At 73.2% G+C, this 25,454-nt stretch carries 23 protein-coding genes and 1 tRNA gene; 15 read left to right on the forward strand and 9 right to left on the reverse strand.

The window, feature by feature from the left end; translation table 11 throughout:
- Positions 1–5: 5 nt before the first annotated feature.
- The 5 genes from mazG to CHC11_RS10055 all read left to right on the forward strand — a co-directional run bounded on the left by mazG (position 6) and on the right by CHC11_RS10055 (position 5,235).
- Entirely contained in the window at positions 6–977 is a 972-nt protein-coding gene (gene mazG, locus CHC11_RS10035; protein WP_089311363.1) for a nucleoside triphosphate pyrophosphohydrolase, read from the forward strand.
- Positions 978–1,047: 70 nt separating this feature from the next.
- Positions 1,048–3,501: a penicillin-binding protein gene (locus tag CHC11_RS10040; protein ID WP_218826005.1), complete on the forward strand. Its 2,454-nt coding sequence runs from the start codon at positions 1,048–1,050 to the stop codon at positions 3,499–3,501.
- 102 nt (positions 3,502–3,603) lie between these two features.
- Positions 3,604–4,548 (forward strand): NADP-dependent oxidoreductase, encoded by a 945-nt coding sequence (locus CHC11_RS10045; RefSeq protein WP_089311364.1) that lies wholly within the window; start codon positions 3,604–3,606, stop codon positions 4,546–4,548.
- 60 nt (positions 4,549–4,608) lie between these two features.
- Positions 4,609–4,827 carry a hypothetical protein gene (locus CHC11_RS10050; RefSeq protein ID WP_089311365.1) on the forward strand — a complete coding sequence of 73 codons (219 nt, stop codon included), beginning with the start codon at positions 4,609–4,611 and terminating at the stop codon, positions 4,825–4,827.
- Positions 4,828–4,878: 51 nt separating this feature from the next.
- Positions 4,879–5,235 (forward strand): tetratricopeptide repeat protein, encoded by a 357-nt coding sequence (locus CHC11_RS10055; protein WP_089311366.1) that lies wholly within the window; start codon positions 4,879–4,881, stop codon positions 5,233–5,235.
- Between the two features lie 34 nt (positions 5,236–5,269).
- On the opposite strand, the gene CHC11_RS10060 is transcribed toward CHC11_RS10055, so the two are convergent.
- The 4 genes from CHC11_RS10060 to CHC11_RS10075 form a co-directional block, all read right to left on the reverse strand.
- Positions 5,270–6,703, reverse strand: coding sequence for a sensor histidine kinase (locus CHC11_RS10060; protein WP_089311639.1), 1,434 nt, complete (start codon positions 6,701–6,703; stop codon positions 5,270–5,272).
- A gap of 67 nt (positions 6,704–6,770) precedes the next feature.
- Complete coding sequence (locus CHC11_RS10065) at positions 6,771–7,649, reverse strand: ABC transporter permease (RefSeq protein WP_089311367.1); 879 nt, start codon at positions 7,647–7,649, stop codon at positions 6,771–6,773.
- Positions 7,639–8,415, reverse strand: a complete 777-nt coding sequence (locus CHC11_RS10070) for an ABC transporter ATP-binding protein (protein ID WP_089311368.1) — start codon at positions 8,413–8,415, stop codon at positions 7,639–7,641. Before CHC11_RS10070 ends, CHC11_RS10065 begins: the two co-directional genes overlap by 11 nt.
- Positions 8,412–9,455, reverse strand: coding sequence for an ABC transporter substrate-binding protein (locus CHC11_RS10075; RefSeq protein ID WP_089311369.1), 1,044 nt, complete (start codon positions 9,453–9,455; stop codon positions 8,412–8,414). The genes CHC11_RS10070 and CHC11_RS10075 overlap by 4 nt, the downstream gene beginning before the upstream one ends.
- Before the next feature lie 236 nt (positions 9,456–9,691).
- Between CHC11_RS10075 and eno the strand changes: the two genes are divergently transcribed.
- From eno to CHC11_RS10095, 4 genes are all read left to right on the forward strand, one after another.
- On the forward strand, positions 9,692–10,975 hold the full coding sequence (eno, locus tag CHC11_RS10080) for a phosphopyruvate hydratase (RefSeq protein ID WP_089311640.1): 1,284 nt from the start codon (positions 9,692–9,694) through the stop codon (positions 10,973–10,975).
- Positions 10,976–11,049: 74 nt separating this feature from the next.
- Positions 11,050–11,499 carry an FtsB family cell division protein gene (locus CHC11_RS10085; RefSeq protein WP_089311370.1) on the forward strand — a complete coding sequence of 150 codons (450 nt, stop codon included), beginning with the start codon at positions 11,050–11,052 and terminating at the stop codon, positions 11,497–11,499.
- A 51-nt stretch (positions 11,500–11,550) separates the two neighbouring features.
- Positions 11,551–12,087, forward strand: a complete 537-nt coding sequence (locus CHC11_RS10090) for a DUF501 domain-containing protein (protein ID WP_089311371.1) — start codon at positions 11,551–11,553, stop codon at positions 12,085–12,087.
- Complete coding sequence (locus CHC11_RS10095) at positions 12,084–13,031, forward strand: Ppx/GppA phosphatase family protein (RefSeq protein ID WP_089311372.1); 948 nt, start codon at positions 12,084–12,086, stop codon at positions 13,029–13,031. Before CHC11_RS10090 ends, CHC11_RS10095 begins: the two co-directional genes overlap by 4 nt.
- A 57-nt stretch (positions 13,032–13,088) precedes the next feature.
- On the opposite strand, the gene CHC11_RS10100 is transcribed toward CHC11_RS10095, so the two are convergent.
- A complete protein-coding gene (locus CHC11_RS10100) occupies positions 13,089–13,865 on the reverse strand; it encodes a DUF2510 domain-containing protein (protein ID WP_179278774.1) in 777 nt (258 codons plus the stop codon).
- A gap of 140 nt (positions 13,866–14,005) precedes the next feature.
- Here CHC11_RS10100 and CHC11_RS10105 point away from each other — a divergent pair, with 140 nt between their 5' ends.
- From CHC11_RS10105 to CHC11_RS10115, 3 genes are all read left to right on the forward strand, one after another.
- Positions 14,006–14,827, forward strand: coding sequence for a uracil-DNA glycosylase (locus CHC11_RS10105; protein ID WP_089311374.1), 822 nt, complete (start codon positions 14,006–14,008; stop codon positions 14,825–14,827).
- A 271-nt stretch (positions 14,828–15,098) separates the two neighbouring features.
- Positions 15,099–16,448: an NAD(P)/FAD-dependent oxidoreductase gene (locus CHC11_RS10110; RefSeq protein ID WP_089311375.1), complete on the forward strand. Its 1,350-nt coding sequence runs from the start codon at positions 15,099–15,101 to the stop codon at positions 16,446–16,448.
- Positions 16,449–16,561: 113 nt separating this feature from the next.
- Positions 16,562–16,634 (forward strand) — tRNA-Leu (locus tag CHC11_RS10115).
- A 671-nt stretch (positions 16,635–17,305) separates the two neighbouring features.
- On the opposite strand, the gene CHC11_RS10120 is transcribed toward CHC11_RS10115, so the two are convergent.
- On the reverse strand, positions 17,306–18,391 hold the full coding sequence (locus tag CHC11_RS10120) for a DUF5937 family protein (protein ID WP_089311376.1): 1,086 nt from the start codon (positions 18,389–18,391) through the stop codon (positions 17,306–17,308).
- Positions 18,392–18,491: 100 nt separating this feature from the next.
- Here CHC11_RS10120 and CHC11_RS10125 point away from each other — a divergent pair, with 100 nt between their 5' ends.
- On the forward strand, positions 18,492–19,676 hold the full coding sequence (locus CHC11_RS10125) for an MFS transporter (protein WP_089311377.1): 1,185 nt from the start codon (positions 18,492–18,494) through the stop codon (positions 19,674–19,676).
- A gap of 133 nt (positions 19,677–19,809) precedes the next feature.
- The gene (locus tag CHC11_RS10130; protein WP_089311378.1) at positions 19,810–20,601 is read left to right on the forward strand and encodes a Bax inhibitor-1/YccA family protein; all 792 of its coding nucleotides are present in this window, start codon (positions 19,810–19,812) and stop codon (positions 20,599–20,601) included.
- A gap of 169 nt (positions 20,602–20,770) precedes the next feature.
- Here CHC11_RS10130 and CHC11_RS10135 read toward each other — a convergent pair whose 3' ends face one another.
- The 3 genes from CHC11_RS10135 to CHC11_RS10145 form a co-directional block, all read right to left on the reverse strand.
- Entirely contained in the window at positions 20,771–20,998 is a 228-nt protein-coding gene (locus CHC11_RS10135) for a DUF4287 domain-containing protein (protein WP_089311379.1), read from the reverse strand.
- Between the two features lie 228 nt (positions 20,999–21,226).
- The gene (locus tag CHC11_RS10140; RefSeq protein WP_089311380.1) at positions 21,227–22,447 is read right to left on the reverse strand and encodes an acetyl-CoA C-acetyltransferase; all 1,221 of its coding nucleotides are present in this window, start codon (positions 22,445–22,447) and stop codon (positions 21,227–21,229) included.
- 126 nt (positions 22,448–22,573) lie between these two features.
- Complete coding sequence (locus tag CHC11_RS10145) at positions 22,574–23,779, reverse strand: SGNH/GDSL hydrolase family protein (RefSeq protein WP_089311381.1); 1,206 nt, start codon at positions 23,777–23,779, stop codon at positions 22,574–22,576.
- 186 nt (positions 23,780–23,965) lie between these two features.
- Here CHC11_RS10145 and CHC11_RS10150 point away from each other — a divergent pair, with 186 nt between their 5' ends.
- On the forward strand, positions 23,966–25,354 hold the full coding sequence (locus tag CHC11_RS10150) for a cystathionine beta-synthase (RefSeq protein ID WP_089311382.1): 1,389 nt from the start codon (positions 23,966–23,968) through the stop codon (positions 25,352–25,354).
- The last annotated feature ends 100 nt before the right edge of the window (positions 25,355–25,454 follow it).

Here is a 25,454-nt window from a genome sequence, read left to right on the forward strand (position 1 = left end):
CGCCCATGAGCCTCACCCTGCTGGCGACCACGCACCGGGTCGCGCCGGGCCTGCTGACCTGGCGGGCCTGGGACGCGCTCCGGTCGGCGGACGCCGTCCGCCTCCGGGACGGGCATCCGCTGCTGCCCGCGCTCCTCGACGCCGGCGTCGTCCCGGACCTCGTGGAGGAGCCCGACCCGGCCCTCCTGGTGGCCGACGCCCGGCGCGCGGACGTGCTGTGGGTGGCCGCGCCCGAGGGCGACGAGGCGCTGATGCGCGGGGTCGGGGCCCTGGTCGTCGACGACCCGCTGGACGTCGAGGTGCTGCACGGCTCCTACGACCTGCCCGGCGCGCGGCTGCTCGACCTGGTGTCGGTGATGGACACGCTGCGCCGCGAATGCCCGTGGGACCGCAAGCAGACGCACACCACCCTCGTCCCGTACCTGCTGGAGGAGGCCTACGAGGTCCTCGACACCGTCGAGGAGGGCGACTACGGCGCGCTTCGCGAGGAGCTGGGCGACGTGCTGATGCAGGTGGCGTTCCACTCGGTCGTGGCCGCCGAGCGCGACGACGGGACCGCGTTCACGATCGACGACGTGGCGGGCGCGATCGTCGACAAGCTCGTCCGGCGGCACCCGCACGTGTTCGGGGACGTCACCGTCTCCGGCGCCGACGAGGTCAACGCCAACTGGGAGCAGATCAAGGCGGCCGAGCGGGCGGAGAAGAGCGGCGCGGACGCCTCCGCGCTCGACGGCGTGCCGATGGGCCAGCCCGCGCTGTCGCTGGCCGCGCAGCTGCAGCGCCGCGCCGCGCGCATGGACGCCCCGTCCGGCCTCGCCGAGGGGCTGGCGGAGGAGGCCGGGGCCGAGCTGGGCGGACGGCTGTTCGCGCTGGTCCGGGAGGCGGGTGAGCGGGGTGTGGACCCCGAGTCCGCGTTGCGGGCCGTTTCGCGGGTATTCCGGGACCGTGTCCGAGCGTGGGAGCGGCGGGACGCCTGAATCGGGGGATAACGGGCGGAACCTCGCCGATGGGGTGGTCCGCTCGGGGAGGCGCGTCTACTCTGAGCGCGTGCCGACCGAGGCCGGAAGTGACGCAGGGGATCCCGGGACGGGAGCCCCCGCGGCGGGGCGCCGCCGCCCGCGCCGCCTGCTCACTTCGTCGACGACGCGCGCCGAGAAGGCCCGCGCGGTGCGAGGCCTCGGCGCCTTCGGCGGCCTGGCCGGCCTGCTCGTCGCGCTCATGCTGCTGCCGACCGCGTGCACGGCGGGCGTCGGCGCCCGCGACGCCGCCGGCTGGTTCGAGGCCGAGCCGGACGGGCTGACGACCTCCGGCGTCCCGCAGCGCTCGAAGATCCTGGCCGCCGACGGCTCCACCCTCGCCACGTTCTTCTACCAGAACCGGGTCGACGTCCCGTTCAAGAAGATCGCCCCGGTGCTGCGCCAGGCGGTGCTGGCGATCGAGGACAGCCGCTTCTACGAACACGGCGCCATCGACGCGCAGGGCACCCTGCGGGCGCTCGCCAGCAACCTCAGCAACGGCCAGGTGACGCAGGGCGGGTCCGGCATCACCCAGCAGTACGTGAAGAACCTGCTGCTCACCCAGGCCGACACCGACACCGAGCGGCAGGAGGCGCAGGAGGTCTCGGCCGCCCGCAAGATCCGCGAGCTGAAGTACGCGGTGGCGCTGGAGAAGAGGTTCAGCAAGGACGAGATCCTGCGCCGCTACCTCAACATCGCCTACTACGGCGACGGCGCCTACGGCGTCGAGGCGGCGTCCCGGCACTACTTCTCCAAGCACGCCTCCGAGCTGACGCTGCCCGAGGCGGCCCTGCTCGCCGGCGTCGTCCGCTACCCCTACGCCTACGACCCGATCCGCCACCCCGCCGTGGCCCGGGAGCGCCGCGACACCGTCCTGACCCGGATGGCCGAGCTCGGCTGGCTCGACCAGGCCAGGGCGGCCGAGGCCAGGCGGGCCCCCGTCAAGCTGGACGTCGACAACGTGCGCAGCGGCTGCGTCACCAGCGACGCCCCGTTCTTCTGCGACTACGTCCAGCGCGAGATCCTCACCGACTCGGTGTTCGGCAAGACGGCGGAGGACCGGGAGAAGCTGCTCAAGCGCGGCGGGCTGACGATCCGCACCACGTTGGACCGGCGCGCGCAGAAGGCCGCGCAGCGCGCCGTCGACCGGCACGTCCCGCCGAAGAACTCCGCGCACAAGGCCGCCGCCGAGGCGATGGTGCAGCCGGGAACCGGCGAGATCAAGGCGATGGTCGTGGACCGCGAGCTCGGCCCCGACCGGGACCGCGGCAGGACGTGGATCAACTTCGCCGCCGACGCCAGCCACGGCTCCAGCATCGGCATGCAGGCGGGGTCCACGTTCAAGGCGTTCACCCTGGCCGCGGCGCTGGACGAGGGCATGCCGTTCGGGACCCGGCTGATGGCGCCGCGCGCGTACACGCCCGTCGGCTACCGCAACTGCGACGGCGACCGCGTCGGCGACCCGTCCGCCTCCCTGCGCAACTCCGCCGACGGCGAGGGCGGCAAGCAGTTCAGCATCGTCACCGGGACGCACCACTCGGTCAACACGTTCTTCCTCGGCCTGGAGAAGAAGGTCGGCCTCTGCGACACCGTCAAGATGGCCGAACGGCTCGGGATGAAGCAGGCGAACGGGAAGCCGCTGGAGCAGTACCCCTCGTTCACGCTCGGCTCCAACCCCGTCTCCCCGCTGCGGCTCGCGGCGGCCTACGCGGCCTTCGGCGCCCGCGGCCGCTACTGCGAGCCGATCGCGATCCGGGAGATCCGCGACGCGTCCGGCCACAGGCTGAAGGTGCCGGGGCGGCACTGCGAGCAGGCGATGGACGAGGGCGTCGCGGACGCCGTCAACTACGTCCTGCGCGGCGTCCTGACCAAGGGCACCGCGCGCGGCATGGGCCTCGGGCGCGACGCCGCGGGCAAGACCGGGACCGTCGACGACTTCTCCGCCGCCTGGTTCGCCGGGTACACCCCGGACCTGGCGGCGGCCGTGTGGGTCGGCGACCCGCGCGGCGGCTACAGGCACCCGATGGGCAACCTGTGCATGGACGGCCGGTGCTACGGCTCGGTGTTCGGGGCGACGATCCCGGCGCCGATCTGGCAGCAGAGCATGCTCGGGGCGCTGTCGCGCACCGATCCGGGCTCCTTCCACCGGCCGCCGTCGCATTTCTTCAGCAGGGGCTCGGGGGAGGACCGGGCCCGGGTGCCCGACGTGCGCGGCATGAAGCAGGGCGAGGCCGTCGCCAGGCTCCGCGCCGCCGGCTTCAAGGCCCGGATCGGGGCGCCCGTGGCGTCCCGCCGCTTCCCGAAGGGGACCGTGGCCGGCATGTCGCCCGCCTCGGCCGAGCCCGGCGACACCATCACGCTGCACCTCAGCAAGGGCGCCGGGCGCGGGCCCGACGGGCAGCGCCGGGGCGGCGGCCCGCCCACCCCGCCGCCCGTCACGCCCACCCCGAGGCCGGAGGGACCGGCGCAGCAGGCTCCCGCGTGACCTGCGCCGACGTGTGATCGTCCGGCCTCAGGGTAGATCGACACCGGAAGATCGACAGCGGGACGCGACACCCGCGCTGATCCGTTTCGGGGGACGATCGTCATGCGAGCCATCGCCGTGTCGGAGTACGGCGCCACGCCGGCGCTCATGAACCTGCCGCGCCCCGAGCCGGGGCCCGGCGAGATCCTGGTGCGAGTGATCGCCGCCGGGCTGAACCCGCTGGACTGGAAGATCGCCGAAGGCATGCTCAAGGACTCCGTCGACGTGCCGTTCCCGCTGATCCTCGGCCGGGACGGCGCGGGCGTCGTGGAGGAGGCCGGTGAGGGCGTGACCCGGCTGCGGCACGGCGAGCAGGTCTTCGGTGCCTTCGCCATGGTGGACCGGGGGCTCGGCAGCTACGCCGAGTACGCCCTCGTCCGCGAGGACGGCCCGGTCGCGAGGATGCCGGATGGGATGATCTACACGCAGGCGGCCGCGGTGCCGACCGCGAGCGCGACCGCGCTCGCCATGGTCGACCAGGCGCGGATCGACACCGGCCAGACCGTCCTCGTGGTGGGCGCGACCGGCGGCGTCGGGCAGGGCGCGGTGCAGCTCGCCTCCCGCGCGGGCGCCAAGGTCATCGCGACCGCACGCGACGACATGGCGGGCACGATGCGGCGCCTCGGCGCCGACGAGACCGTCGACCACTCCGCGGGTGACCTCAACCGGCAGGTGCTCGCCGTCCACTCGGACGGGATCGACGCCGTCCTGGACATGGTCGGCGACACCCGTTCGGCCGAGCACCTCATGCAGCTGCTCCGGCCCGGCGGCACCTACATCTCCACCACCTGGTCGGTGAACCCCGACTCCCTTGAGGCCAAGGGGCTGCGCGGCGTCAACTTCCAGGGGCAGCCGTCCGCCGAGCTGCTGGACCGCCTCTCCGACCTGATCGACGCGGGCGCGCTGCGCGTCCGGGTCGAGCGGGAGGTTCCGCTGGAGCAGGCGGCCGAAGCCCTGGCCGGCAACCGGTTGGGCGGCGCCCGCGGCAAGACCGTCCTGCGCATCTGACGGCGCCGCCGAGGTGAGGACGGCGCCGATGCGGGCATGCAGAGCCGGAGAGGGAGGCACATGAACCAGCATGAGACCGCGGACGACCGGCGCGCCCGGCTCCGCGACATCGAGGAGTCGCTGGAGCGGCTGCGCGCGGACCTTCCCGCACCGTCCGGCGACCCCGCGGACATGGTGGACTCCGGCCAGTACCTCGCCCAGCGCGAGGAGCTGCAGGGGCAGATCGACCTGCTGGAGGCCGAGCGCGAGCGGCTGCGCGGCGATCTCGGGATGACCTGAGCGGCCGGGGGCGGCCGGGAACAAAGCCCGGCCGCCCCCGGTTCGGCAGGCATGACCACCTACGAGGAGTTCGAGCGCGCGACGTCGTTCTTCGACGCCCGGGACTACGCGGGCGCGGCGCGCATGCTGGCCCCGATCGCCGCCGGCGACCCGGGCAACCGCGCCGTGGTCGAGCTGCTCGGCCGCGCCTACTTCCACAGCGCCCAGCTCGGCCGCGCCGAGGAGACGCTCCGCCGGCTGGTCGAGCTCGACCCGTGCAGCGGCTGGGCCCACGAGGCGCTGGCCCGCACCCTGGAGCGGCGGAGCCGCCCGGACGAGGCCCGCGCCTTCCGCAGGCTCGCCCGCGCCATGGGCGTCGAGCCCACCGAGGAGATCGAGGTCTCGGTGACCGCCGCCGACCTGGCCTGACCCCCGTCCCACGCGGGGAGCCGTCCGCCCGGGGCTACTGCGGGGCGTCGTCGCGGGGGAGGCGCAGGACGAAGCGGGCGCCGGGGACGCCGTCGATGCGGTCGGTGAGGACCAGCGAGCCGCCGTGCGCCTCGGCGATGTCGCGGGAGATGGCCAGGCCGAGGCCGGTGCCGCCGGCGTCGCGGTGCCGGCCCTCGGCCAGCCGTGCGAACCGGTCGAACACCCGCTCGCGGTCCTCCGGCGCCACGCCCGTGCCGTCGTCGATCACCTCGACCACCGCGGTGGCGGGCGACTCCGTGCGCAGGATCACCAGGACCTCGTGCTCGGCGTGCCGGTCGGCGTTGTCGACCAGGTTGGTCAGCAGCCGCGCCAGGTCGCCGCGCCCGCCCCGCACCGTCACCGGACCCTCCGACAGCACCGTCACCTGGGCGCGGCGGGGGCGGCGCAGCACCTCCTGGTCGGTGATCTCGGTCAGGTCCACCCGCTCGCGGGGGGAGGTGCGGTCGGCGTCGAGCCGGGCGAGCGAGAGCAGGTCGTCCACCACCGCCGACAGCCGCTCGGTGTTGACCAGGATGGCGCGCAGCGCGGCGGGGACGTCGGCGTCCTCCGGGGCCGACATCGCCAGCTCCAGCTCCATGCGCAGCGCGGTGAGCGGGCTGCGCAGCTCGTGCGACACGTCGGAGACGAACGCGCGCTGCCGCGCGACCGCCTCCTCCAGGCGGTCCAGGGTGGCGTTCACGCTCTCGGCGAGCCGCCCCACCTCGTCGCGGCGGGGCGGCTGCGGGACGCGGCGCTCCAGGTCCGTGACGGTGATCTCGTCCAGGTCCCGGCGGATCCGGTCGACCGGACGCAGCGCCCGGCTCACCGACAGCCACGTCCCGTAGCCGGCGAGAAAGGTGAGAAGCGGGACGCCGAGCATGATCAGCACCCCGATCGCCGGGCGCGGCAGCGGCCCCGGCACGGGGCTCAGCGAGTAGACGTACAGCGCGTCCGGGCCGAAGCCCACCCGGCGCTCGACGACCACGAAGCAGCGGCCGCCCGGCGCGTCGATGCCGCACCGCTGCCCGACCCGGCGCTCCTCGAACGGCGACGGCGGCGGGAACCGGACCCTGGCGCGGCCCTGCATCCGCGGCGTGGCCGCGACCACGTGGCCCTGCGGGTTCACCACCTGCTGGAGGATGTCGGTGGTGGGGGAGATGTCCAGGGTCAGCTGCCCGGTCTCGATCGCCGTCGCCGTCCGCCGGTTGTCGCGCGTCAGACTCCGCACGAGGTCCTGGTGGGCGTCCTGCCGGAGCTGGACGAGCAGCACCGCGCTCAGCACCGACGACAGCACGAACGCGATCAACGAGGCCGTCGCCGTCACCCGGACCCGTATCTCCGGATGGCGCAGCACGGCTCGCCAGATCCAGCCGCTCGGCGACGGCCGGCGGAGCCGGACGCCTATGACGACCTCCCGGGTGCGCTGCATGTCATGCCAGTACCGGAAGTTCATACCTGAAGCGGCAGGCCCCACCCGGGTCGCCGGGTAAAGGTTTCTAGGACGACCCCTCGTCGAGGCCCCAGCGGCGCCGGATCGCCCCGTCCACCAGACCGAACAGCTGGTCGATGACGATGCCGAGGATCAGGATCATCAGCATGTAGGAGATCATGTCGGCGGTGTTGTTCAGCTCCCTGGCCTGCGACAGCAGCACGCCGAGCGAGGTCGTGTCGCCGATGATGACCAGCAGCTCGCCCGCCATCAGGCTGCGCCACGCGAACGCCCAGCCCTGCTTCAGCCCCGCGACGAACGAGGGCAGCGACGCCGGCATGATCAGGTGCCGGTACAGCGCGATGCCGCGCAGCCCCATCACCTTCCCCGCGCGCAGCAGGATCGGCGGCGTGTAGTCGACGCCCGTGATCAGCCCGTTGGCGATCGACGGGGCGGCGCCGAGGATCACCACGAACAGGATCGCGCTCTCGCTGAGCCGGAACAGCAGGATGGCGAGCGGGAACCAGGCGATCGACGGCATCGTCTGCAGGCCGGTGATCAGCGACCCGAACGCCCGGCGCAGCACCCGGAACCGCGCCACGAGCGCGCCGACCACCACGCCGACGGCCACCGCGAAGGCGAATCCGACGACGGCCCGCCGCAGCGTCAGCGCGACGGCCTCCCAGAACCGCGCCGAGGTGAGCTGGTCCCAGAACACCGGGAGCGTATCCCGGGGGCCGGGGAGCACCCACGGCTCCTTCCAGCCGCTCCAAACGACCAGCTGCCAGGCCGCGAGCGCGATCAGCACGGCCGCGACCATCGGCCACAGCGACGACCACGCCCGCTGGAGGAGCCGGGTGCGGGTCGTGCCGCCGAGCTCCAGCGCGTCCAGCCCGGCCAGCTCGCGGTCGAGCCGCGCCTCGCCCTTCACCGTGTCATGCGCCATGCCGGACGACCTCCTCGCGCAGCCGGTCGGTGATGGTCCCGGCCAGGGTGGCGACCTCGGGGGAGTCGATCCGCCGCGGCCGCTCCATCGGGACGGGGAACTCCTCGACGACCCGGCCGGGCCGGCTGCTGAGCAGCACCACCCGGTCGCCGAGCCGCACCGCCTCCCTGACGTTGTGGGTGACGAACAGCACGGTCAGGGCGCGCTCCCGCCAGATCCGCTCGATCTCGTCGTGCAGCAGGTCGCGGGTCATCGCGTCGAGCGCGCCGAACGGCTCGTCCATCAGCAGGACGGTCCCCTGCCCCTCGCCGGCGTCGTCCTCGGTGAGGGCCAGGGCGCGGGCCAGCGCGACCCGCTGCCGCATGCCGCCCGACAGCTGGTGCGGGCGCCTGCCCGCGAACCCGCCGAGGTGCACCGAGTCGAGCAGCCGGCCCGCCCGGCTCCGCCGCTCGCCCCGGGGGACGCCGCGCGTCTTCAGGGCGAGTTCGAGGTTGCCGGTCACCGTCAGCCACGGGAACAGCGCGGGCTCCTGGAACATCAGCGCGACCCGCGCGCCGTCCTTGTCGATCGTCCCGGCGCTCGGCCGGTCGAGGTCGGCGACCAGGTTGAGCAGCGTGCTCTTGCCGCAGCCGGACGCGCCGACCAGGCACACGAACTCGCCCGGCGCCACGTCCAGGGAGACCTTGTCGAGCGCGAGGAGCGCGGAGCCGCCCGTCCCGAACGCCTTGGAGACCTCGCTGAGGCGGACCGCCGTGTCCGCGGTCATCGGTCGCTGACCTGTGCCTTCCCGCCCGCCTTGAGCACGCCGTTGAGCGGGGCCAGGTTGTAGATCCCGGCCAGGTCGGTCTTCTCCAGCAGGCCGATCTCCTCGGCGTGCGCCGCGCCGGCGACCAGCGAGGACGCGACCGGGTCGGTGGTGAAGTCGATCTCCTTGAAGGCCGCGGCGAGCACGTCCTGCTTCAGCGGCTTGCCGCTCAGCTTGGCGAGGGCGTCGTTGGTGACCTTCTCGGCGTCCGCCTTGCTCTGGTTGATGAAGTCGGTGGCCTCGACGACCCCCTGGAGCAGCTTCTCGACCTGCTCCGGGTGCTTCTTCTCGTACTCCTGGCTGACGAGCAGGTTGGTGATGACGAACTTGCCGCCGGGCCACAGCGACTTCTCGTCCAGCAGCCTCTCGCCCTTGTTCTCCAGGATCAGCCGCGAGGCGTACGGCTCGGGCACCCAGGCGCCGTCGACGTCGCCCTGCGCGAAGGTCTGCAGCGTCTGGGCGTTCTCCTGCGGGACGACCTTGACGTCCCCGCTGCCGTCCTTGTTCGCGGTGAGACCGTTCTTCTTCAGCCAGTACCGCAGCGCGACGTCCTGCGTGTTGCCGAGCTGCGGTGTCGCGATCCTCTTGCCGCGCAGGTCCTGGACGCCCTTGATCCCGGGCTTGACCACCAGCGAGACGCCGCCCGAGGCCGCGCCGGAGATGATGTGGACCGCCTTGCCGTGCGACTTGGACCAGGCGTTGATGGACGGGTTGGGCCCCACGAACGTCGCGTCGATGGCGCCGGAGAACAGCGCCTCGACGGCGGCCGGGCCGGCGTTGAACGTCGCGGTCTTCGGCGGGGCGCCGAGGTGCTTGGCGAAGATGCCCTTCTCGACGCCGACCAGGGCGGTCGCGTGGGTGATGTTCGGGAAGTAGCCGAGCCGGAGCGGGGCCGCGTCCCCGCCGGACTCCTCATCGCCGCCGCAGGCGCCGAGCGTGCCCGCTGCGACCAGAACGGTCAGTGCCACGGCGGCGATGCGCCCGCGGAGTCCACGATGCATTGTCATCTTTCCCTATCAATCAAGTCTGTTTGACCTGCATAGTAGATAAGGAGGGCGTTCTCCGCGTCAAGTCGCCTTCCTGGCACAAAGCGGTCGCCGAGGTTCAGTGGGTTTCGCCGCCGACGTCCCCTATGTGGGCCTCCAGCCGGGCAACGGCGAGGCGGTTGGGCGGCGGCCGGGCCGCGCGGATAGGCTCGGTGACCGCACCGACCATCCGCACCATCAGGGGGTTCCCCGTGTCGTCGATCGAGGCCGTACTCGCCCGGGAGATCCTGGACTCCCGCGGCAACCCGACCGTCGAGGTCGAGGTGCTGCTCGCCGATGGGACCGAGGCGCACGCGGCGGTGCCGAGCGGCGCCTCCACCGGCCAGTTCGAGGCGGTCGAGCTGCGCGACGGCGGCGAGCGCTACGGCGGCAAGGGCGTCCGGAACGCCGTCAGGGCCGTCAACGAGACCATCGACGAGAAGCTCGTCGGCTACCCCGCCTCCGACCAGCGCCTGATCGACCAGCTGCTGATCGACCTCGACGGGACCCCCGGCAAGTCCGCGCTCGGCGCCAACGCCATCCTCGGCGTCAGCCTCGCCGTCGCCAAGGCCGCCGCCGACTCCGCCGGCCTGCCGCTGTTCCGGTACGTGGGCGGCCCGAACGCGCACCTGCTGCCCGTCCCGATGATGAACATCCTGAACGGCGGCGCGCACGCCGACACGAACGTCGACATCCAGGAGTTCATGATCGCGCCGATCGGCGCGGCCACCTTCGCCGAGGCGGTGCGCTGGGGCGCCGAGACCTACCACGCGCTGAAGTCGGTGCTGAAGTCCAAGGGCCTGAACACCGGCCTCGGCGACGAGGGCGGCTTCGCCCCCGAGCTGCCGAGCAACCGGGACGCCCTCGACCTCATCCTGGAGGCGATCCGCAAGGCCGGCTTCACCCCCGGCCGCGACATCGCCCTCGCGCTGGACGTCGCCGCCACCGAGTTCCACGCCGACGGCCGGTACGCCTTCGAGGGCACCAAGCGGTCCGCCGACGACATGGCCGCCTACTACGGCGAGCTGCTCGACGGCTACCCGCTCGTCTCCATCGAGGACCCCCTCGACGAGGAGGACTGGGCCGGCTGGGAGGGCCTCACCGCCGCCGTCGGCGACCGCGTCCAGCTCGTCGGCGACGACCTGTTCGTCACCAACCCCGAGCGGCTCGGCCGCGGCATCAGGTCCGGCGCCGCCAACGCGCTGCTGGTCAAGGTCAACCAGATCGGCACGCTCAGCGAGACCCTCGACGCCGTCTCGCTCGCGCAGACCAGCGGCTACCGCTGCATGATGAGCCACCGCTCCGGCGAGACCGAGGACACCACGATCGCCGACCTCGCCGTCGCGACCAACTGCGGCCAGATCAAGACCGGCGCCCCCGCCCGCAGCGACCGGGTCGCCAAGTACAACCAGCTGCTGCGCATCGAGGAGCTGCTCGACGACGCCGCGCGCTACGCCGGCGCCGCCGCGTTCCCGCGCTTCGACGCGCAGGGCTGAGCCGCGTGACCCGGCGGGGCGGCGTCCCCGCCGGGCACCGGGTTCCGGCAGCCGAGCCACAGGCAGGGGACACGATGGCGCAGGGCGACGACCACGAGACCGGCCGCGGACCGGGCGAGCACGGGGCGCGGGGCGGCCGGACCCGCCGCTCGAACCCGGCGCTGACGAGCCGCGCCGCCATCCTGGCGGTCGTGATGTGCGCGATCGCGCTGAGCCTCGCCTACCCTGTCCGTGAGTACATCGCCCAGCGCAAGGAGATCGCCGACCTGCGCCGCCAGGAGGCGGTCTCCCGCCGCCAGGTCGAGATCCTCGCCCAACGCAAGCAACAGCTGGGCGACAAGTCGTACATTGAGCGTGAGGCGACGCGGCGGCTCCATTACTGTCGTCCTGACGTGAAGTGCTACATCGTCCTGGACGGCGGAGAAGGGGACGGGAAGCAGTCCCGCAGGGGCGGAACGGAGAGCAGGCCGCCCTGGTACGAGACGCTGTGGCGGTCGGTGGAGGCCGCCGACAGGCCCCGCTGACGTTCCTTGAGGCGCGGAGGAGAACGGATCATCGGATCCGCGGGTGGGTACATGATCGATTCACGTGACACGGCCGCGGTGGCGGCCCAGCTCGGGCGCGAACCGCGCGGCGTGCGCCGCGTGGCGGGCCGCTGCCCGTGCGGGCAGCCCGCCGTGATCGAGACGGCGCCGCGGCTTCCCGACGGGACGCCCTTCCCCACGCTGTTCTACCTGACATGCCCGAAGGCGGCCTCGGCCATCGGGACGCTGGAAGGGAGCGGCGTCATGCGCGACATGCAGGCCAGGCTCGCCGACGACCCGTCCCTGGCGGCCGAGTACGCCGCCGCCCACGAGGACTACCTGCGCCGCCGCGACGAGGCCGCCCGCGAGGACGGCGTCGAACCGCTTCCCGAGGGCATGCAGAGCGCCGGCGGAATGCCGGAGCGCGTCAAGTGCCTGCACGCCCTCGCCGCGCACGAGCTGGCGGTGCCGGGCGTCAACCCGTTCGGCCGCGAGGCCCTGGACGCGCTGCCCGACTGGTGGCGCTCGGGGCCCTGCGTCCAGACCGAACCTGTCGAAGCGGAACCTGAACCGGGGGAGGCGCGGTGACGCGCGTCGCGGCCGTCGACTGCGGGACCAACTCGGTCCGCCTGCTGATCGCCGACATCGCGGCCGGAGGCGGTGAGGGCGCCGCCACCCTGACCGACGTCGAGCGCCGGATGGAGATCGTCCGGCTGGGGGAGGGCGTCGACCAGACCGGGCGGCTGTCGCCCGCCGCGCTGGAGCGCACCTTCACCGCGATGCGCGGGTACGCCGAGCTGATCGAGCGGCACGGCGACGGGCACGGGCCGGTCAAGACCCGGGTGGTGGCGACCAGCGCGACCCGCGACGCCGCCAACCGAACCGACTTCGTCAGCGGCGTCGTCGACATCTTCGGCGTCGTCCCCGAGGTGATCAGCGGGGACGAGGAGGCCGGGCTGTCGTTCACCGGCGCCACCCGCGAGCTGGCGAAGCTGCGCCCCGCCCGCCCCTACCTTGTCGTCGACATCGGCGGCGGGTCCACCGAGATCGTGCTCGGCAGCTCCTCGGCGGACGCGGCCCGCTCCATCGACATCGGCTGCGTGCGGATGACCGAGCGGCACCTGAAGGACGACCCGCCCTCGCCCGAGCAGATCTCCAACGCCGCCGCCGACATCGACACCGCGCTCGCCACCGTCCGGGAGACCGTCCCGGTCGACGAGGCGCGCACCCTCGTGGGGCTCGCCGGTTCCGTCACCACGGTCGCCGGCATCGCGCTCGACCTGCCGCGCTACGAGCCGGACCGCATCCACCTGGCGCGGATCACCGCCGGCCAGGTGCACGAGGTGACGCGGCGGCTGCTGCACGCGACCCGCGCCGAGCGCGCCGAGTTCGGCGTCATGCACCCCGGCCGCGTCGACGTGATCGGCGCGGGCGCGCTCATCCTCGACCGCATCATGCGCGAGTACGGGTTCGGGGCCGTCGTCGTCAGCGAGCACGACATCCTCGACGGCATCGCCTGGTCGCTGGTCTGACCGCCCTCGCGCCGGGCGTCCCCCCGTCCGGCGCCCCTGGTACCTGAGCCGGGACGGCTAGTACCTGAGCCGGGACAGCAGCGCGGGGATCAGCACCGCGTTCGGGTTCTGCTGCGGGACGTAGAGGATCGGCGTGGTGCCGCCGGCCTGCTGGATCCAGACCCGGCCCCGGTCGACGGTCGCGGCGGAGATCGACGACCAGCTCAGCGACACCCGGTTGCCGCGCACGCCGCCCGGATGGACGGTCAGCCCCTGCGCCACGTCGACCGACTCGCCCGCGCGGACGCGGCCGGCCAGCTCCTCCACGAGCCGCGGCTCCGCGTGCTCCTGGCAGAGCTGGATCAGCCGCCCCCAGACGCGCTCCGGCTCGCCGTCCGGCCCCGGCGCGCGGCCGGGCAGCGCGCCCGGCTCGATGACCACCTCCACGCGGGGCCCGCCGCGGAACGGGTACCGCCCCGCCTGGAAGACCCACTGGGTGCCGGGGAGGTGGCCCCGGCCCGTCGGGCGCTCCGCCGCCCAGTACGCCACCCACTCCACGCGCGGCCAGGCGAGCGAGGCGTTCCCGTAGGCGACGCCCTGGTCGTCGGCGTGCAGGTGCAGGCCGCGCACGTTCACGTCCAGGGAGGGGGCGGACGGAGCGCGGTCCCAGGTCGGCTCCTGCGGGGCGGCGGGGTGCGCCCCGCCCGCGGACCCGGTGCCCCGCCGCTGCTCCCGGCGCGGAAGCCGGGGCGGGCGGTCGGGCTCGGGGTTCAGCCGCTCGGTCCAGGTCCCCCCGTCCCACCAGCGCAGGCTGGCCGTGCCGTAGGGGTCGGGGTACCAGCCCGGTTGCGACACTCCTGCCTCCCGCTTCGCACGACACGCGTGCCGAGACACCCGCCTCCCCGACCGGCGAACGCATCGTACCGACCGGACCCGCCTCCCACCGGCCATGGGCGGAACCCGGCCACTGGCCGTGGCGTGGGACGATCGGTGGTATGCCGCCCGCCAACCCTCCGTTCGTGCCGCCCGGGTCAGGGTGGCCGGAAGACCCCGCCGCCCCCGCGACCCCCGTCGCGCACGGCGCCGGCGAGGTCGCCGAGCTGGCCGCCGGGGCGCCGGATCTGCGCGAGCTGTGCGCCCGCCAGTCGGTGTGCCGCGCCTGCGACCGGCTCGTGGAGTGGCGGGAGAAGGTCGCCGTCCAGCGCCGCCGGGCGTTCGCGGACGAGCGTTACTGGGGCCGTCCCGTCGCCGGATGGGGCGACGAGCGGCCGCGCATCCTGATCGTCGGGCTGGCCCCCGCCGCGCACGGCGGCAACCGCACCGGCCGCATCTTCACCGGCGACCGCTCGGGCGACTGGCTGTTCGCGTCCCTGCACCGGGTCGGGCTGGCGGCCCGGCCGACCAGCGTCCGCGCGGGCGACGGGCAGCGGCTGATAGGCGCGCGGATGGCGGCGACCGTCCGGTGCGCCCCGCCCGACAACAAGCCGACGCCCCTGGAGCGGACGACCTGCCTGCCGTGGCTCGCGCGCGAGGTCGAGCAGGTCGCCCCGAGCGTGCGCTGCGTGGTGTGCCTCGGCGGGTTCGCCTGGCAGGGCGTGTGGCCCGCCCTCGAGCAGGCCGGGTACGCGGTGCCGCGCCCCCGGCCGAAGTTCGGCCACGGCGCCGAGGCCGAGCTGGCTCCACCGCCGTCGGCGTCCCGGCGCGACCCCGTCCTGCTCCTGGGCAGCTACCACCCCAGCCAGCAGAACACCTTCACCGGCCGTGTCACCGAGGACATGCTGGACGCGGTCTTCATCCGCGCCCGCGACTTCCACTAGGCCGGAGGGGGCGTGGCGAGGGGCGCCAACCGGGGAGAGCCGCCTCCACGAAGAGTTCGACTGCGAGGCAGGGCCGTGGCCAAGCGGCCGTGGCGCGGCGGACCGGCCCCTGCACCGATCCGCCGCCCGCGACCGCTTGGCGCCCCCGTCGGGCCCTGACCTCGCAGTCATCCTTCTGGTCGTACATCGGATGAGATGCCGGACGAGCCGAGGAAGTTCGCAACTCCCCCCAGGACGTGAGCCCGCGGCAGAAGCGGGTATCGCCTCGGATATGCCAACCCAGCGCACGAAACAGATCGTGATCGTCGGCGGCGGGTACGTCGGCATGTACACGGCCCTGCGCCTGCAGAAGAGGCTGCGCGGCGAACTGCGCCGCGGCGAGGTCGCCGTCACCGTCATCGACCCGCAGTCCTACATGACCTACCAGCCCTTCCTGCCGGAGGCGGCCGCGGGGAACCTGGAGCCCCGCCACGTCGTCGCGCCGCTGCGCAAGGTCCTGAACCGCTGCCGCATCGTGAACGGGTTCGTGACGCGGATCGACAACGCCTCCAGGCGGGTCACCCTCCGGCCCGCCGGGGCGCACACCGCCGGCGTGCCGGAGCGGGAGGTGGAGTACGACGTGCTCGTGGTCAGCCTCGGCTCCATCTCGCGGACCCTGCCCATCCCGGGCCTCGCCGAGTGCGGGATCGGCTTCAAGACCGTCGAAGAGGCGATCTTCCTGCGCAACCACGTCCTGCACCAGCTCGACATCGCCGCGTCCAACCCGGACAACGAGACCGTCCGCAGGCGCGCCCTCACGTTCGTGTTCGTCGGCGCCGGGTTCGCGGGAGTCGAGGCCATGGCCGAGCTGGAGGACATGGCCCGCGACGCCTGCAAGTGGTACCCGACGATCGACGCCAAAAAGATGCGCTGGATGATGGTCGAGGCCACCGACCGCATCCTCCCCGAGGTGGGCCCCGAGATGGGCCGCTGGACCGCCGAGGCCCTGCGCCGCCGCGGCATCGAGATCAAGATGAACACGCTGCTCAAGTCCGCCGAGAAGCGGCGCATCGTGCTGAGCGACGGCGAGGAGTTCGAGGCCGGCACCCTCGTCTGGACGGCCGGCGTGAAACCGCACCCCGTCGTCAGGGAGAGCGACCTGCCCCTGGACGGCAAGGACCGCATCAAGACCACCGCCGAACTCACCGTCGAAGGGCTCGACGGCGTCTACGCCGCCGGCGACAACGCCGCCGTCCCCGACCTCACCGACACCGGGGACTTCACCGCCCCCAACGCCCAGCACGCCGTCCGGCAGTCCAAGCGGCTCGCCGACAACATCGTGGCGGACCTGCGCGGCAAGCCCCGCAAACCGTACGCGCACGCCTACGTCGGCTCGGTCGCCGGCCTCGGCCTGCACAAGGGCGTCGCCAACGTCTACGGGCTCAAGCTCCGCGGCCTCCCCGCGTGGTTCATGCACCGCACCTACCACCTGTCGCGCATGCCGACCGTCAACCGCAAGTTCCGCATCACCATGGACTGGACGCTCGCCGCGTTCTTCCGCCGCGAGATCGTCTCGCTGGGAGAACTCGAATGGCCCCGCCAGGAGTTCGAGCTCGCCGCCGGCCGCAAGCACGACATCTGACAAGAGCACTTGACCGCACGGACCGTTCCACTGGCCGAACCCGGCCGCCGGAGCTCCACTCTCACGGCCCCTGGAGACGGCGGCGACAGCCACTGACTCGATATGATGACGCCGCCCCTGTAGCCCAACGGCAGAGGCGGGCTCCCTAAAAGAGCCAGTGTGTCGGTTCGAGTCCGACCAGGGGCACGTGCGGCGAACCCTACTCGCCGACTTCGTCGGCTTCGCGGGGGCTCGCAGTGTCCGCCCAGGGGGCGACCCCCTGGAACCCCCGATGCTCGGGCTCCGCCCTCGTGCGGGCTCGGCTCCGCCTTCGCTCGGGCTCGGCTTCGCCTTCGCGGGGCTCGCAGTGTCCGCCCAGGGGGCGACCCCCTGGAACCCCCGATGCTCGGGCTCCGCCCTCGTGCGGGCTCGGCTCCGCCTTCGCTCGGGCTCGGCTTCGCCTTCGCGGGGCTCGCAGTGTCCGCCCAGGGGGCGACCCCCTGGAACCCCCGATGCTCGGGCTCCGCCCTCGTGCGGGCTCGGCTCCGCCTTCGCTCGGGCTCGGCTTCGCCTTCGCGGGGCTCGCAGTGTCCGCCCAGGGGGCGACCCCCTGGAACCCCCGATGCTCGGGCTCCGCCTTTGCTGTCTTTGGGGGCTGAGGTCGGTGTCCGCGGTGCTCGCCTTCGCCGCGGCGAATCGGTGTCGGACGAATCGGTGTCGGACGAATCGGTGTCGGACGAATCGGTGTCGGACGACTCGGTGCAGCCGGTCCGCTGTCCGGCTGCCCTTGGACCGTCGCGCCGGTATTGCCTGGTGGCCTGCCGGGTCGGGCGGTGGTGCGGAGGCGGCAGTCGCCCGTTCTTGCATACCGCAGCTGCTCAGCGCAGGACGGCCCCCAGCAGGTCGGTGCCCAGCGTCGTCATCTCGGGCAGGTTGAGGGTGTAGTGGACGTAGCGCCCGTGCCGCCGGGTCGTGAGCAGGCCCGCGCGGCGCAGGACGGCGAGGTGGCGGGAGACCTCGGGGGGCGAGAGTTCCCAGGCGTGGGCCAGCTCGCCAGTGGTGTGCGGGCCGCGGGCCAGGGTGCGCAGCAGCCGCAGTCGTACCGGATGTGCGAGTGCCTCCAGCCGGAGGGTGACCGTTTCCAGCGGCACCGGCTCTGACGGACTCGGCTCGGCCACGGGGTACTGCACCACCGGCTGCCATCCGGGCGCGTGCACCACCACCAGGTGCGGGCGGCCGAAGACACTGGGGATGCAGGCGACCCCGGCGCCGTGGGCGGCGACCGCGTTGTCCTGCAGCTTGTCCACGACGATGCAGTCGCCGTCCGGTGCCAGGGTGACCGCGCCGGAGACCGAGGCGAGTGCCGCCCTGACCCCCTGGCGCTTCAGCAGATCGTTCTTCAGGCGCAGGTCGGTGGCCAGCTGCACGGCGACGCCCGTCCAAGCGGCGTCGAAGAACGCCTCGGCGCACTGTTCGAGGGTGTGGCGCACCCGCGCCCGCACTGCGGCCGGGTCCGCGAGCAGCCGCTCCGCGAATGCCTCCTGGAGGGCGCCGCGGGCCTGGGCCAGTTCCAGGGCCCGCTCGCGCGCGGTGGCGTCGGCGAGCGGCGACGGCGCAGCGAAGAGGACGCGATTGCTGCCGCACGTGGTGGTGAGCGCGGCGGTCACATAGGTCTCGTCGTCGATCCGGTCCACGTCGTCCAACTCCTCGGCGAGGGTCTGCCGAGGGCGGGCGGGGACCAGGAAATCGGCTCGTGAGGAACGCCAGAGGAACTCCGCCTCCCGCAACCGCTCGGCCAGCTCCGGCGGCAGCCCGGCCCAGACGTCCCCGGCCCAGACGGCCAGCCGCGGGTGGTGCCCGGGTTCGGCCAGGACGTGCAGCATCGCGGTCAGCTCGGCCAGCGGGGAGGCGGCGAACCGCAGCCGCTCGGCCGGTAGCCCGGTGATGTCGATGCGCAGCGTCATCCCCCCATCATCGCTGGTCGGACGGCCGGCGACGGCGCCGGTTGACGATGTCCGTCAACCGGCGGGCCGCATCCGGCGGCCCGGCACGACCGTTGGCGCCATGGCGACCACCACGAGAATCCGGCCCCGCGCCCTCCTCCGTGCCTCCGGCGGCCCCCGCTATGCCGTCGCCCTGGCCGTGGACGCGCTCGGCACCGGCCTGCTGCGGCCCTTCCTGCTGCTCTACGGGGTGACGGTGCTCAGGCTGTCCGCGCCGCTCACCGGCCTCGCCATGACGGCCGGCGTCGTCATGGGCCTGGTGTGCATGCCCGTGGTGGGCCGGTGGCTGGACCGGGGCGCACGCAGCACGGTCGTGGCCGCGTCGATGCTGGTGCGGGTGCTGGGCGTGGCGCTGCTGCTGGCCACCCCGACGGGGAACGTCTGGCTGTTCGCGGCGGCGGCGCTCTTCCTCGGCATCGGCAACCAGGCATGGCCGGCGGCCCACGCGGCTCTCGTGGCCACGGTCGTCCACGGCCGGGAACGCGACGCCGCCCTCGCGGGAGGCCGCGCCCTGCGCAACGCCGGCCTGGGCGCCGGTGCGCTCCTCGCCACCGCGTGCCTGGCCGGCGGCACCACCGCACTGCAGGTGCTGGCAGCCGTCACGGGGCTCGCCTACCTCGCCGCGGCGGCCCTGGCGTGGTCCGTCCACGTGCACGCTCATCCGGCCCCTGCCGCGGTCGAGGGCAGGGACGGCGAGCCCGCACCCGGGATGCGGGCGCTGCTGGCCGCCAACGTGATCTACGTCTTCTGCCTCAACGTCCCCGAGATCGCGCTCCCTCTGGTCCTGGTGACGCAGATGCACGCATCCGCGGTGTGGTCGGCGGCCATCTTCGTGGCCAACACGGTGCTGGTGGTCACCCTGCAGGTTCCGGTCACCGTCCTGCTGTCCCGCTTCCCCCGCCGGTCCGTGCTGGCAGTCGCCGGCGTGGTGCTCGCCGCGTCCTACCTCGGCTTCCTCGCGGCCACCTCGCTGGGACACGGCTGGGGTGCCCCGGCCGTCGCCGCGGTGTCCGTCGTCTGCACCCTCGGCGAGATCATCTACGCGGGCAGCGCCACCGCGCTCGTCACCGCCCTCGCCCCGGCCCCCGTCCTCGGACGCGCCCTCGCCCGCTTCCAGCTCTCCACGGGCTTCGGCCTCGCCGCCTCCCCAGCGGTCATCACCGCCCTCGCACCCCACGGCCCGGCCGCCCTCTGGGGCGGCCTCGCCGCCGCGACGCTCCTCTCCGCCTCCGCCGTCGCCCGCTGAGCGTGCTCGATCACGAGGCACCACACAACGGCCGCCACCGCCGAAGGACCGATGCTCGGAGGGGTTTCGGGCTGATCAAGTGCGGGGACCGCGGCTTAGACTGGGGGGTCACGTCGGCCGAAGTGGAGACCTGATGGAGAGCAGAAACCCCGCGTTCCGGGGGAGCGCCTTCGACCAGCGGGCCGGGGGGTACGGCGCCCGGCCCTACGGAGGGGCCGCGTACGCCGCGCCCGGGTACGCGCCGGCCGCCACCAGGCCGATGACCATGGACGACGTCGTCGTCCGCGGGTTCCTGACGCTCGTGACGCTGATGATCACGGCGGCGCTGGCGTGGGCGTTCGTGCCCACCTCGCTCGCCGCGCCCGTGCTGGTCGTGGCGCTCATCGCCGAGATCGGCATCTGGGCGTTCATCGCGTTCGGCCGCAAGGCGAACGCGGCGACGGTGCTGGCGTTCGCCGCGGTCTACGGCGTCGTCGTGGGCCTCGTCAGCCACTCCTACAACGACCTCTACCACGGGGTGGTGTTCCAGGCCGTGGTCGGGACGGCGCTGGCGTTCGGCGCCACCCTCGCCGTCTACGCGCTGCGCATCGTCCGGGTCACGCCCAAGTTCGCCCGGTTCGTTATGGCCGCCGGGCTCGCGCTGATCGGGTTGATGATCGTCAACCTGGTGGTGCACCTGTTCGGCGGCGACCACGGGATCGGGATCCGCGACCCCGGCAGCCCGCTCGCCTACGTCTTCAGCGTCGCCGCGATCCTCGTCGGCTGCTTCTTCCTGCTGCTCGACTTCGACGCGGTCGAGACCGGCGTCCGGACGGGGGCGCCCGAGAAGTTCGCCTGGTACTGCGCGTTCGGGCTGGTGCTGAGCCTGGTGTGGATCTACCTGGAGATCCTGCGGCTGCTCAGCTACTTCTCCGGGCGCGACTAGCCCTCGCGATGATCAGCCCCGCGCCGGACGGCGTGGGGCTGATCTGTGCGGGATCTCTGCGCCAAGGTCGTGGCGCGCAGCGGCACGACGGCGGGGGCGTCCTCTGGCGGGATCCCGCCACGTTCGTGGTGAGGTTCGGCCGGCGCGTCCTCCCGGGGGAGGCGCGTGCTCAGTAGTGGCGGGCGCGGCGTGTGCGCTCGTGCTCGCGGACCAGGGCCGCGGCGTAGCCGTGGGAGAGGTTGTGCTCCTCGGCCAGCCAGGTGCTGCGTTCGTCGCAGCGGGTGAACGAGGGCCCGTTCTCGATCGTGGTGAACCACTCGGGGATGTCACGTCCGGTGACTTGCGGAATGCGGGCTATCAGCTTGCTGTGGGTCTCCGGCGAGTGGTTCAGTGACAATTGGCACCTCCAGGTCGCGGGGCTCTTCCTGCCGACTCTGCAACACCGCTCCGCATGTGACAACCCCCTAACGGGGACCTATCTATTGCGTTACGTAGATCATCTGTAACGGGGATGATCCCCGGAAACGCGCAGGTGGCCCGCATGAAGCCGCTTGAGGGCGGTTCCGTGCGGGCCACCATGCACCGGTCAGGGTTACATTTCCTTTGGGTAAGACCGGGCTTACCTCTAGGAGAGGCGCTCCAGGACCATGGCCATGCCCTGGCCGCCGCCCACGCACATCGTCTCCAGGCCGAACTGCTTGTCGTGGAACCTGAGGCCGTTGAGGAGCGTGGAGGTGATCCGGGCGCCGGTCATGCCGAAGGGGTGGCCGACCGCGATCGCGCCGCCGTTGACGTTCAGCTTGTCGTGGTCGATGCCGAGTTCCTCGGCGGACGGCAGCACCTGCGCCGCGAACGCCTCGTTGATCTCGACGAGGTCGATGTCGTCGATCGTCATCCCGGCCTTGGCGAGGGCCCTGCGGGAGGCCTCCACCGGGCCGAGGCCCATGATCTCGGGAGACAGGCCGGTGACGCCGGTCGACACGATGCGGGCCAGCGGGGTGATGCCGAGCTCGGCGGCCTTGGTGTCGCTCATGACCACGACCGCGGCGGCGCCGTCGTTCAGCGGGCAGCAGTTGCCGGCGGTGACCGTCCCGTCCGGGCGGAACACCGGCTGGAGCTGCGACACCTTCTCGTAGGTGGTGCCGGGGCGGGGGCCGTCGTCCTTGGCCGCGACGGAGCCGTCCGGGAGCGTGACCGGGGTGATGTCCTTCTCCCAGAACCCGTTGGCGAGGGCCTTCTCGGCGAGGTTCTGCGAGCGGACGCCGAACTCGTCCTGCGCCTGGCGGGACACGCCGCGCAGGGCCGCCACGTTCTCGGCGGTCTGGCCCATCGCGATGTAGATGTCGGGCAGCGCGCCGTCCTCGCGGGGGTCGTGCCACGCGGGGGCGCCGCCCTCGCCGGCCTTGGCGGTGCGGCCCTGGGCGTCGGCGAACAGCGGGTTCTGCGTGTCGGGCAGGCCGTCGCTGCTGCCCTTGGCGAACCGGCTGACGGTCTCGACGCCCGCCGAGACGATGACGTCGGCCTCCCCGGCGCGGATCGCGTGCAGCGCCATCCGGGTCGTCTGGAGCGAGGACGAGCAGTACCGGGTGATGGTGGCGCCGGGCACGTTGTCCCAGCCCAGCAGGACCGACACCACGCGCCCCATGTTGTAGCCCTGCTCGCCGCCGGGCAGGCCGCAGCCGAGCAGCAGGTCGTCGATCTGGCTCGGGTCCAGCTGCGGGACCTTCGCCATGGCGGCGGTGACCATCTGGGCGGTGAGGTCGTCGGGCCGGATGTCCTTGAGCGACCCCTTGAAGGCGCGCCCGATCGGCGAGCGCGCGGTTGCGACGATGACTGCCTCGGGCATGTGCGGGTCTCCTTCTCAGCGGCCAACGGTGTTACTCACCGGTCACCAGCAATCTAGCCGCTGGTCCCCCGCGGCGTACACGCCGCCCCCCGGGCCTGATGGACGGCGCGTCCAATAAGTGCGGGCTTACTTCGCCCACCTGGGCGGGGTCCCGGCGGCCGGGTGACCGCCGCCCCATGTGCCCGGGACGCCGGGAACCGGAGAGTGGGACCGACGCCACCGGTCAGGCCACCGCCAGCGCGGGCGGAGGCTCGGCCGGTGCCTCGGGCGGCCGGGGCCCGCCACCGGTGACCGGGCGGGCCCCGGCTCCGTGAGGGCCATGCCGTCCCCGAGGGGGAGGCGTCCGGCCGCGCGGCGCCGGGGCAGGCGCAGCGCGGGGCGGCGCAGCGGGTACCGCAGGGTGGCCCAGCGGCCCCGGGGGCCGCGGTCGAGCCCGGCGACCGTCGCGCCGCTGACCTCCGTACCGGCCAGCTCGGCCGCCTCGGCGGCGGCCAGGTAGACGGGGAGGACGTCCGCGGTCAGGTGGCCCGACAGGTCGTGGCCGAGGCCCAGCGCGGACGCCATCGACGGCAGCACGGCGGCCGACGCGGCGGCGTAGCCGCGCGCGGACGGGTGGTAGCGGTCCTCGCTGAACATCGCGAGCGGGTCGGCGGCGAACTCGTGGCCGAGCAGATCGCCGAGCGACACCGAGCGGCCGCCGCGCTCGACGACGGCGATCGTCTGGGCGGCGGCGAGCTGCCGGCTCGCCCGCCGCGCGAACCAGCGCAGCGGCGGCATCAGCGACTTGACCGAGCCGAGGTCGGGGCAGGTGCCGACGACGACCTCGCCGCCGGCGCCGCGCAGCCGCTCCACCGCGCGGGCGAGGTGCCGGACGGACTCGGCGGCCGGGACCCGCCCCGTCACGTCGTTGGCGCCGATCATGATGACGGCGACGTCGGGCCGGACCGCCAGGGCCCGGTCGACCTGGACGTCGAGCGCCTGCGACCGGGATCCGGAGCGGGCCACGCTCGTCACCCGGACGGGACGTCCGGCGATCGCGGACAGCCCGGCCGCCAGCAGCGCGGCGGGCGTCTCCGCCGAGCCGTGCACGCCGAGCCCGGCGGCCGTGGAGTCGCCCAGCAGGACCAGCGAGAGAGGCTCGCCGCCGCGCATCTCGCCGTACAGCCCGTCGGCGACCGGCGGGTCGCCGTTCGGCCGTGCGAGGATGGTCCTGCGGGCGAGCCTGGCCTGCATCAGCAGGAGGCCGAACGTGATGCCGCCGAGGGCGGTGATGCCTCCACCGCCGTAGGCCGCGGCGGCCGCGATGCGGCGCGCGGTAAATGCTCTCCACATACTGCGCTGACCCTCCGTGAATAGTTTCCTACCCGCGCGAAAGGGTCGCGATACCTGCGGTGACCGATGTCGGCTACCGTCGGGAACGGGAAACCTTTCGGTCCCCGCGCCGGTTTCCGCACGTGACCGGCGGCGGAACAGAGACGCGTCATTAAGATCAACACACTGAACGACAAGGATGTCGCGGTGCACGTACACGACTCGCTCGTCGAACTGATGGGCAACACCCCGCTCGTCCGGCTGCGCAAGGTGACCGCCGGCGTCGGCGGCGGCCGGGGGCCGCAGCTGTTCGCCAAGGTGGAGTACTTCAACCCCGGGGGGTCGGTGAAGGACCGCATCGCGGTCCGCATGATCGACGCCGCCGAGAAGTCCGGCGAGCTGCGCCCCGGCGGGACGATCGTCGAGCCGACGTCCGGCAACACCGGGGTCGGGCTCGCCATCGTCGCGCAGGAGCGCGGCTACCGCTGCGTCTTCGTCTGCCCCGACAAGGTCGGCAAGGACAAGATCGACGTGCTGCGCGCGTACGGCGCCGAGGTCGTCGTCTGCCCGACGGCGGTGAACCCCGAGCACCCCGACTCCTACTACTCGGTGTCGGACCGCCTCGTCACCGAGATCCCGGACGCGTGGAAGCCGGACCAGTACACCAACCCGCAGAACCCGCAGTCGCACTACGAGACGACCGGGCCGGAGCTGTGGGAGCAGACCGAGGGCCGTATCACGCACTTCGTCGCGGGCATCGGCACCGGCGGCACGATCAGCGGCGTCGGCCGGTACCTCAAGGAGGCCTCCGGCGGGCGGGTCCGGATCGTCGGCGCGGACCCGGAGGGCTCGGTCTACTCCGGCGGCAGCGGCCGCCCCTACCTCACCGAGGGCGTCGGCGAGGACATCTGGCCCGAGACCTACGACCGCGCCATCTGCGACGAGGTCATCGCGGTGTCCGACAAGGACTCCTTCACCATGACCCGCCGCCTGGCCCGCGAGGAGGCGCTGCTCGTCGGCGGGTCCTGCGGGATGGCCGTCGTCGCCGCGCTGCGCGTGGCCGAGCGCGCCGATCCGGACGCGGTGATCGTGGTGCTGCTGCCCGACGGCGGCCGCGGCTACCTCGGCAAGATCTTCAACGACAGCTGGATGGCGGACTACGGCTTCCTCACCCCCTCCACCGAGGAGGCGCGGGTCGGTGAGGTGCTCACCCGCAAGGGCGGCACGCTGCCGGAGTTCGTGCACGTCCACCCGCACGAGACCGTGCAGACCGCGATCGCCATCATGCGCGAGTACGAGGTGTCGCAGCTGCCGGTGATGAAGGAGGAGCCGCCGGTCATGGCGGCCGAGGTGGTCGGCTCGGTCGGGGAGACCGACCTGCTCGACATCATGGTGAAGGGCCAGGCCAAGATGACCGAGCCGGTCGAGTCGCACATGGCGGCGCCGCTGCCGACGCTCGGCTCCGGCGAGCCGGTCAGCAAGGCCGTCGGCGTCCTGGAGAAGTCCGGCGCCGCCGTCGTCCTCGTGGACGGCAAGCCCAAGGGCCTCATCACCCGGCAGGACCTGCTGGCCTTCCTGTCCGACGCCACCGGCTGACCCGGGGGAGCGCCCGGAAACGGCCGAGCGCCTGGAGATCGGTGATCTCCAGGCGCTCGGCCGTTCAGGTGTCGGGTTGCGGGGCCCGGCCGGTGGGCGG

It is taken from the genome of Actinomadura mexicana (assembly GCF_900188105.1).
Lineage (GTDB): Bacteria > Actinomycetota > Actinomycetes > Streptosporangiales > Streptosporangiaceae > Spirillospora > Spirillospora mexicana.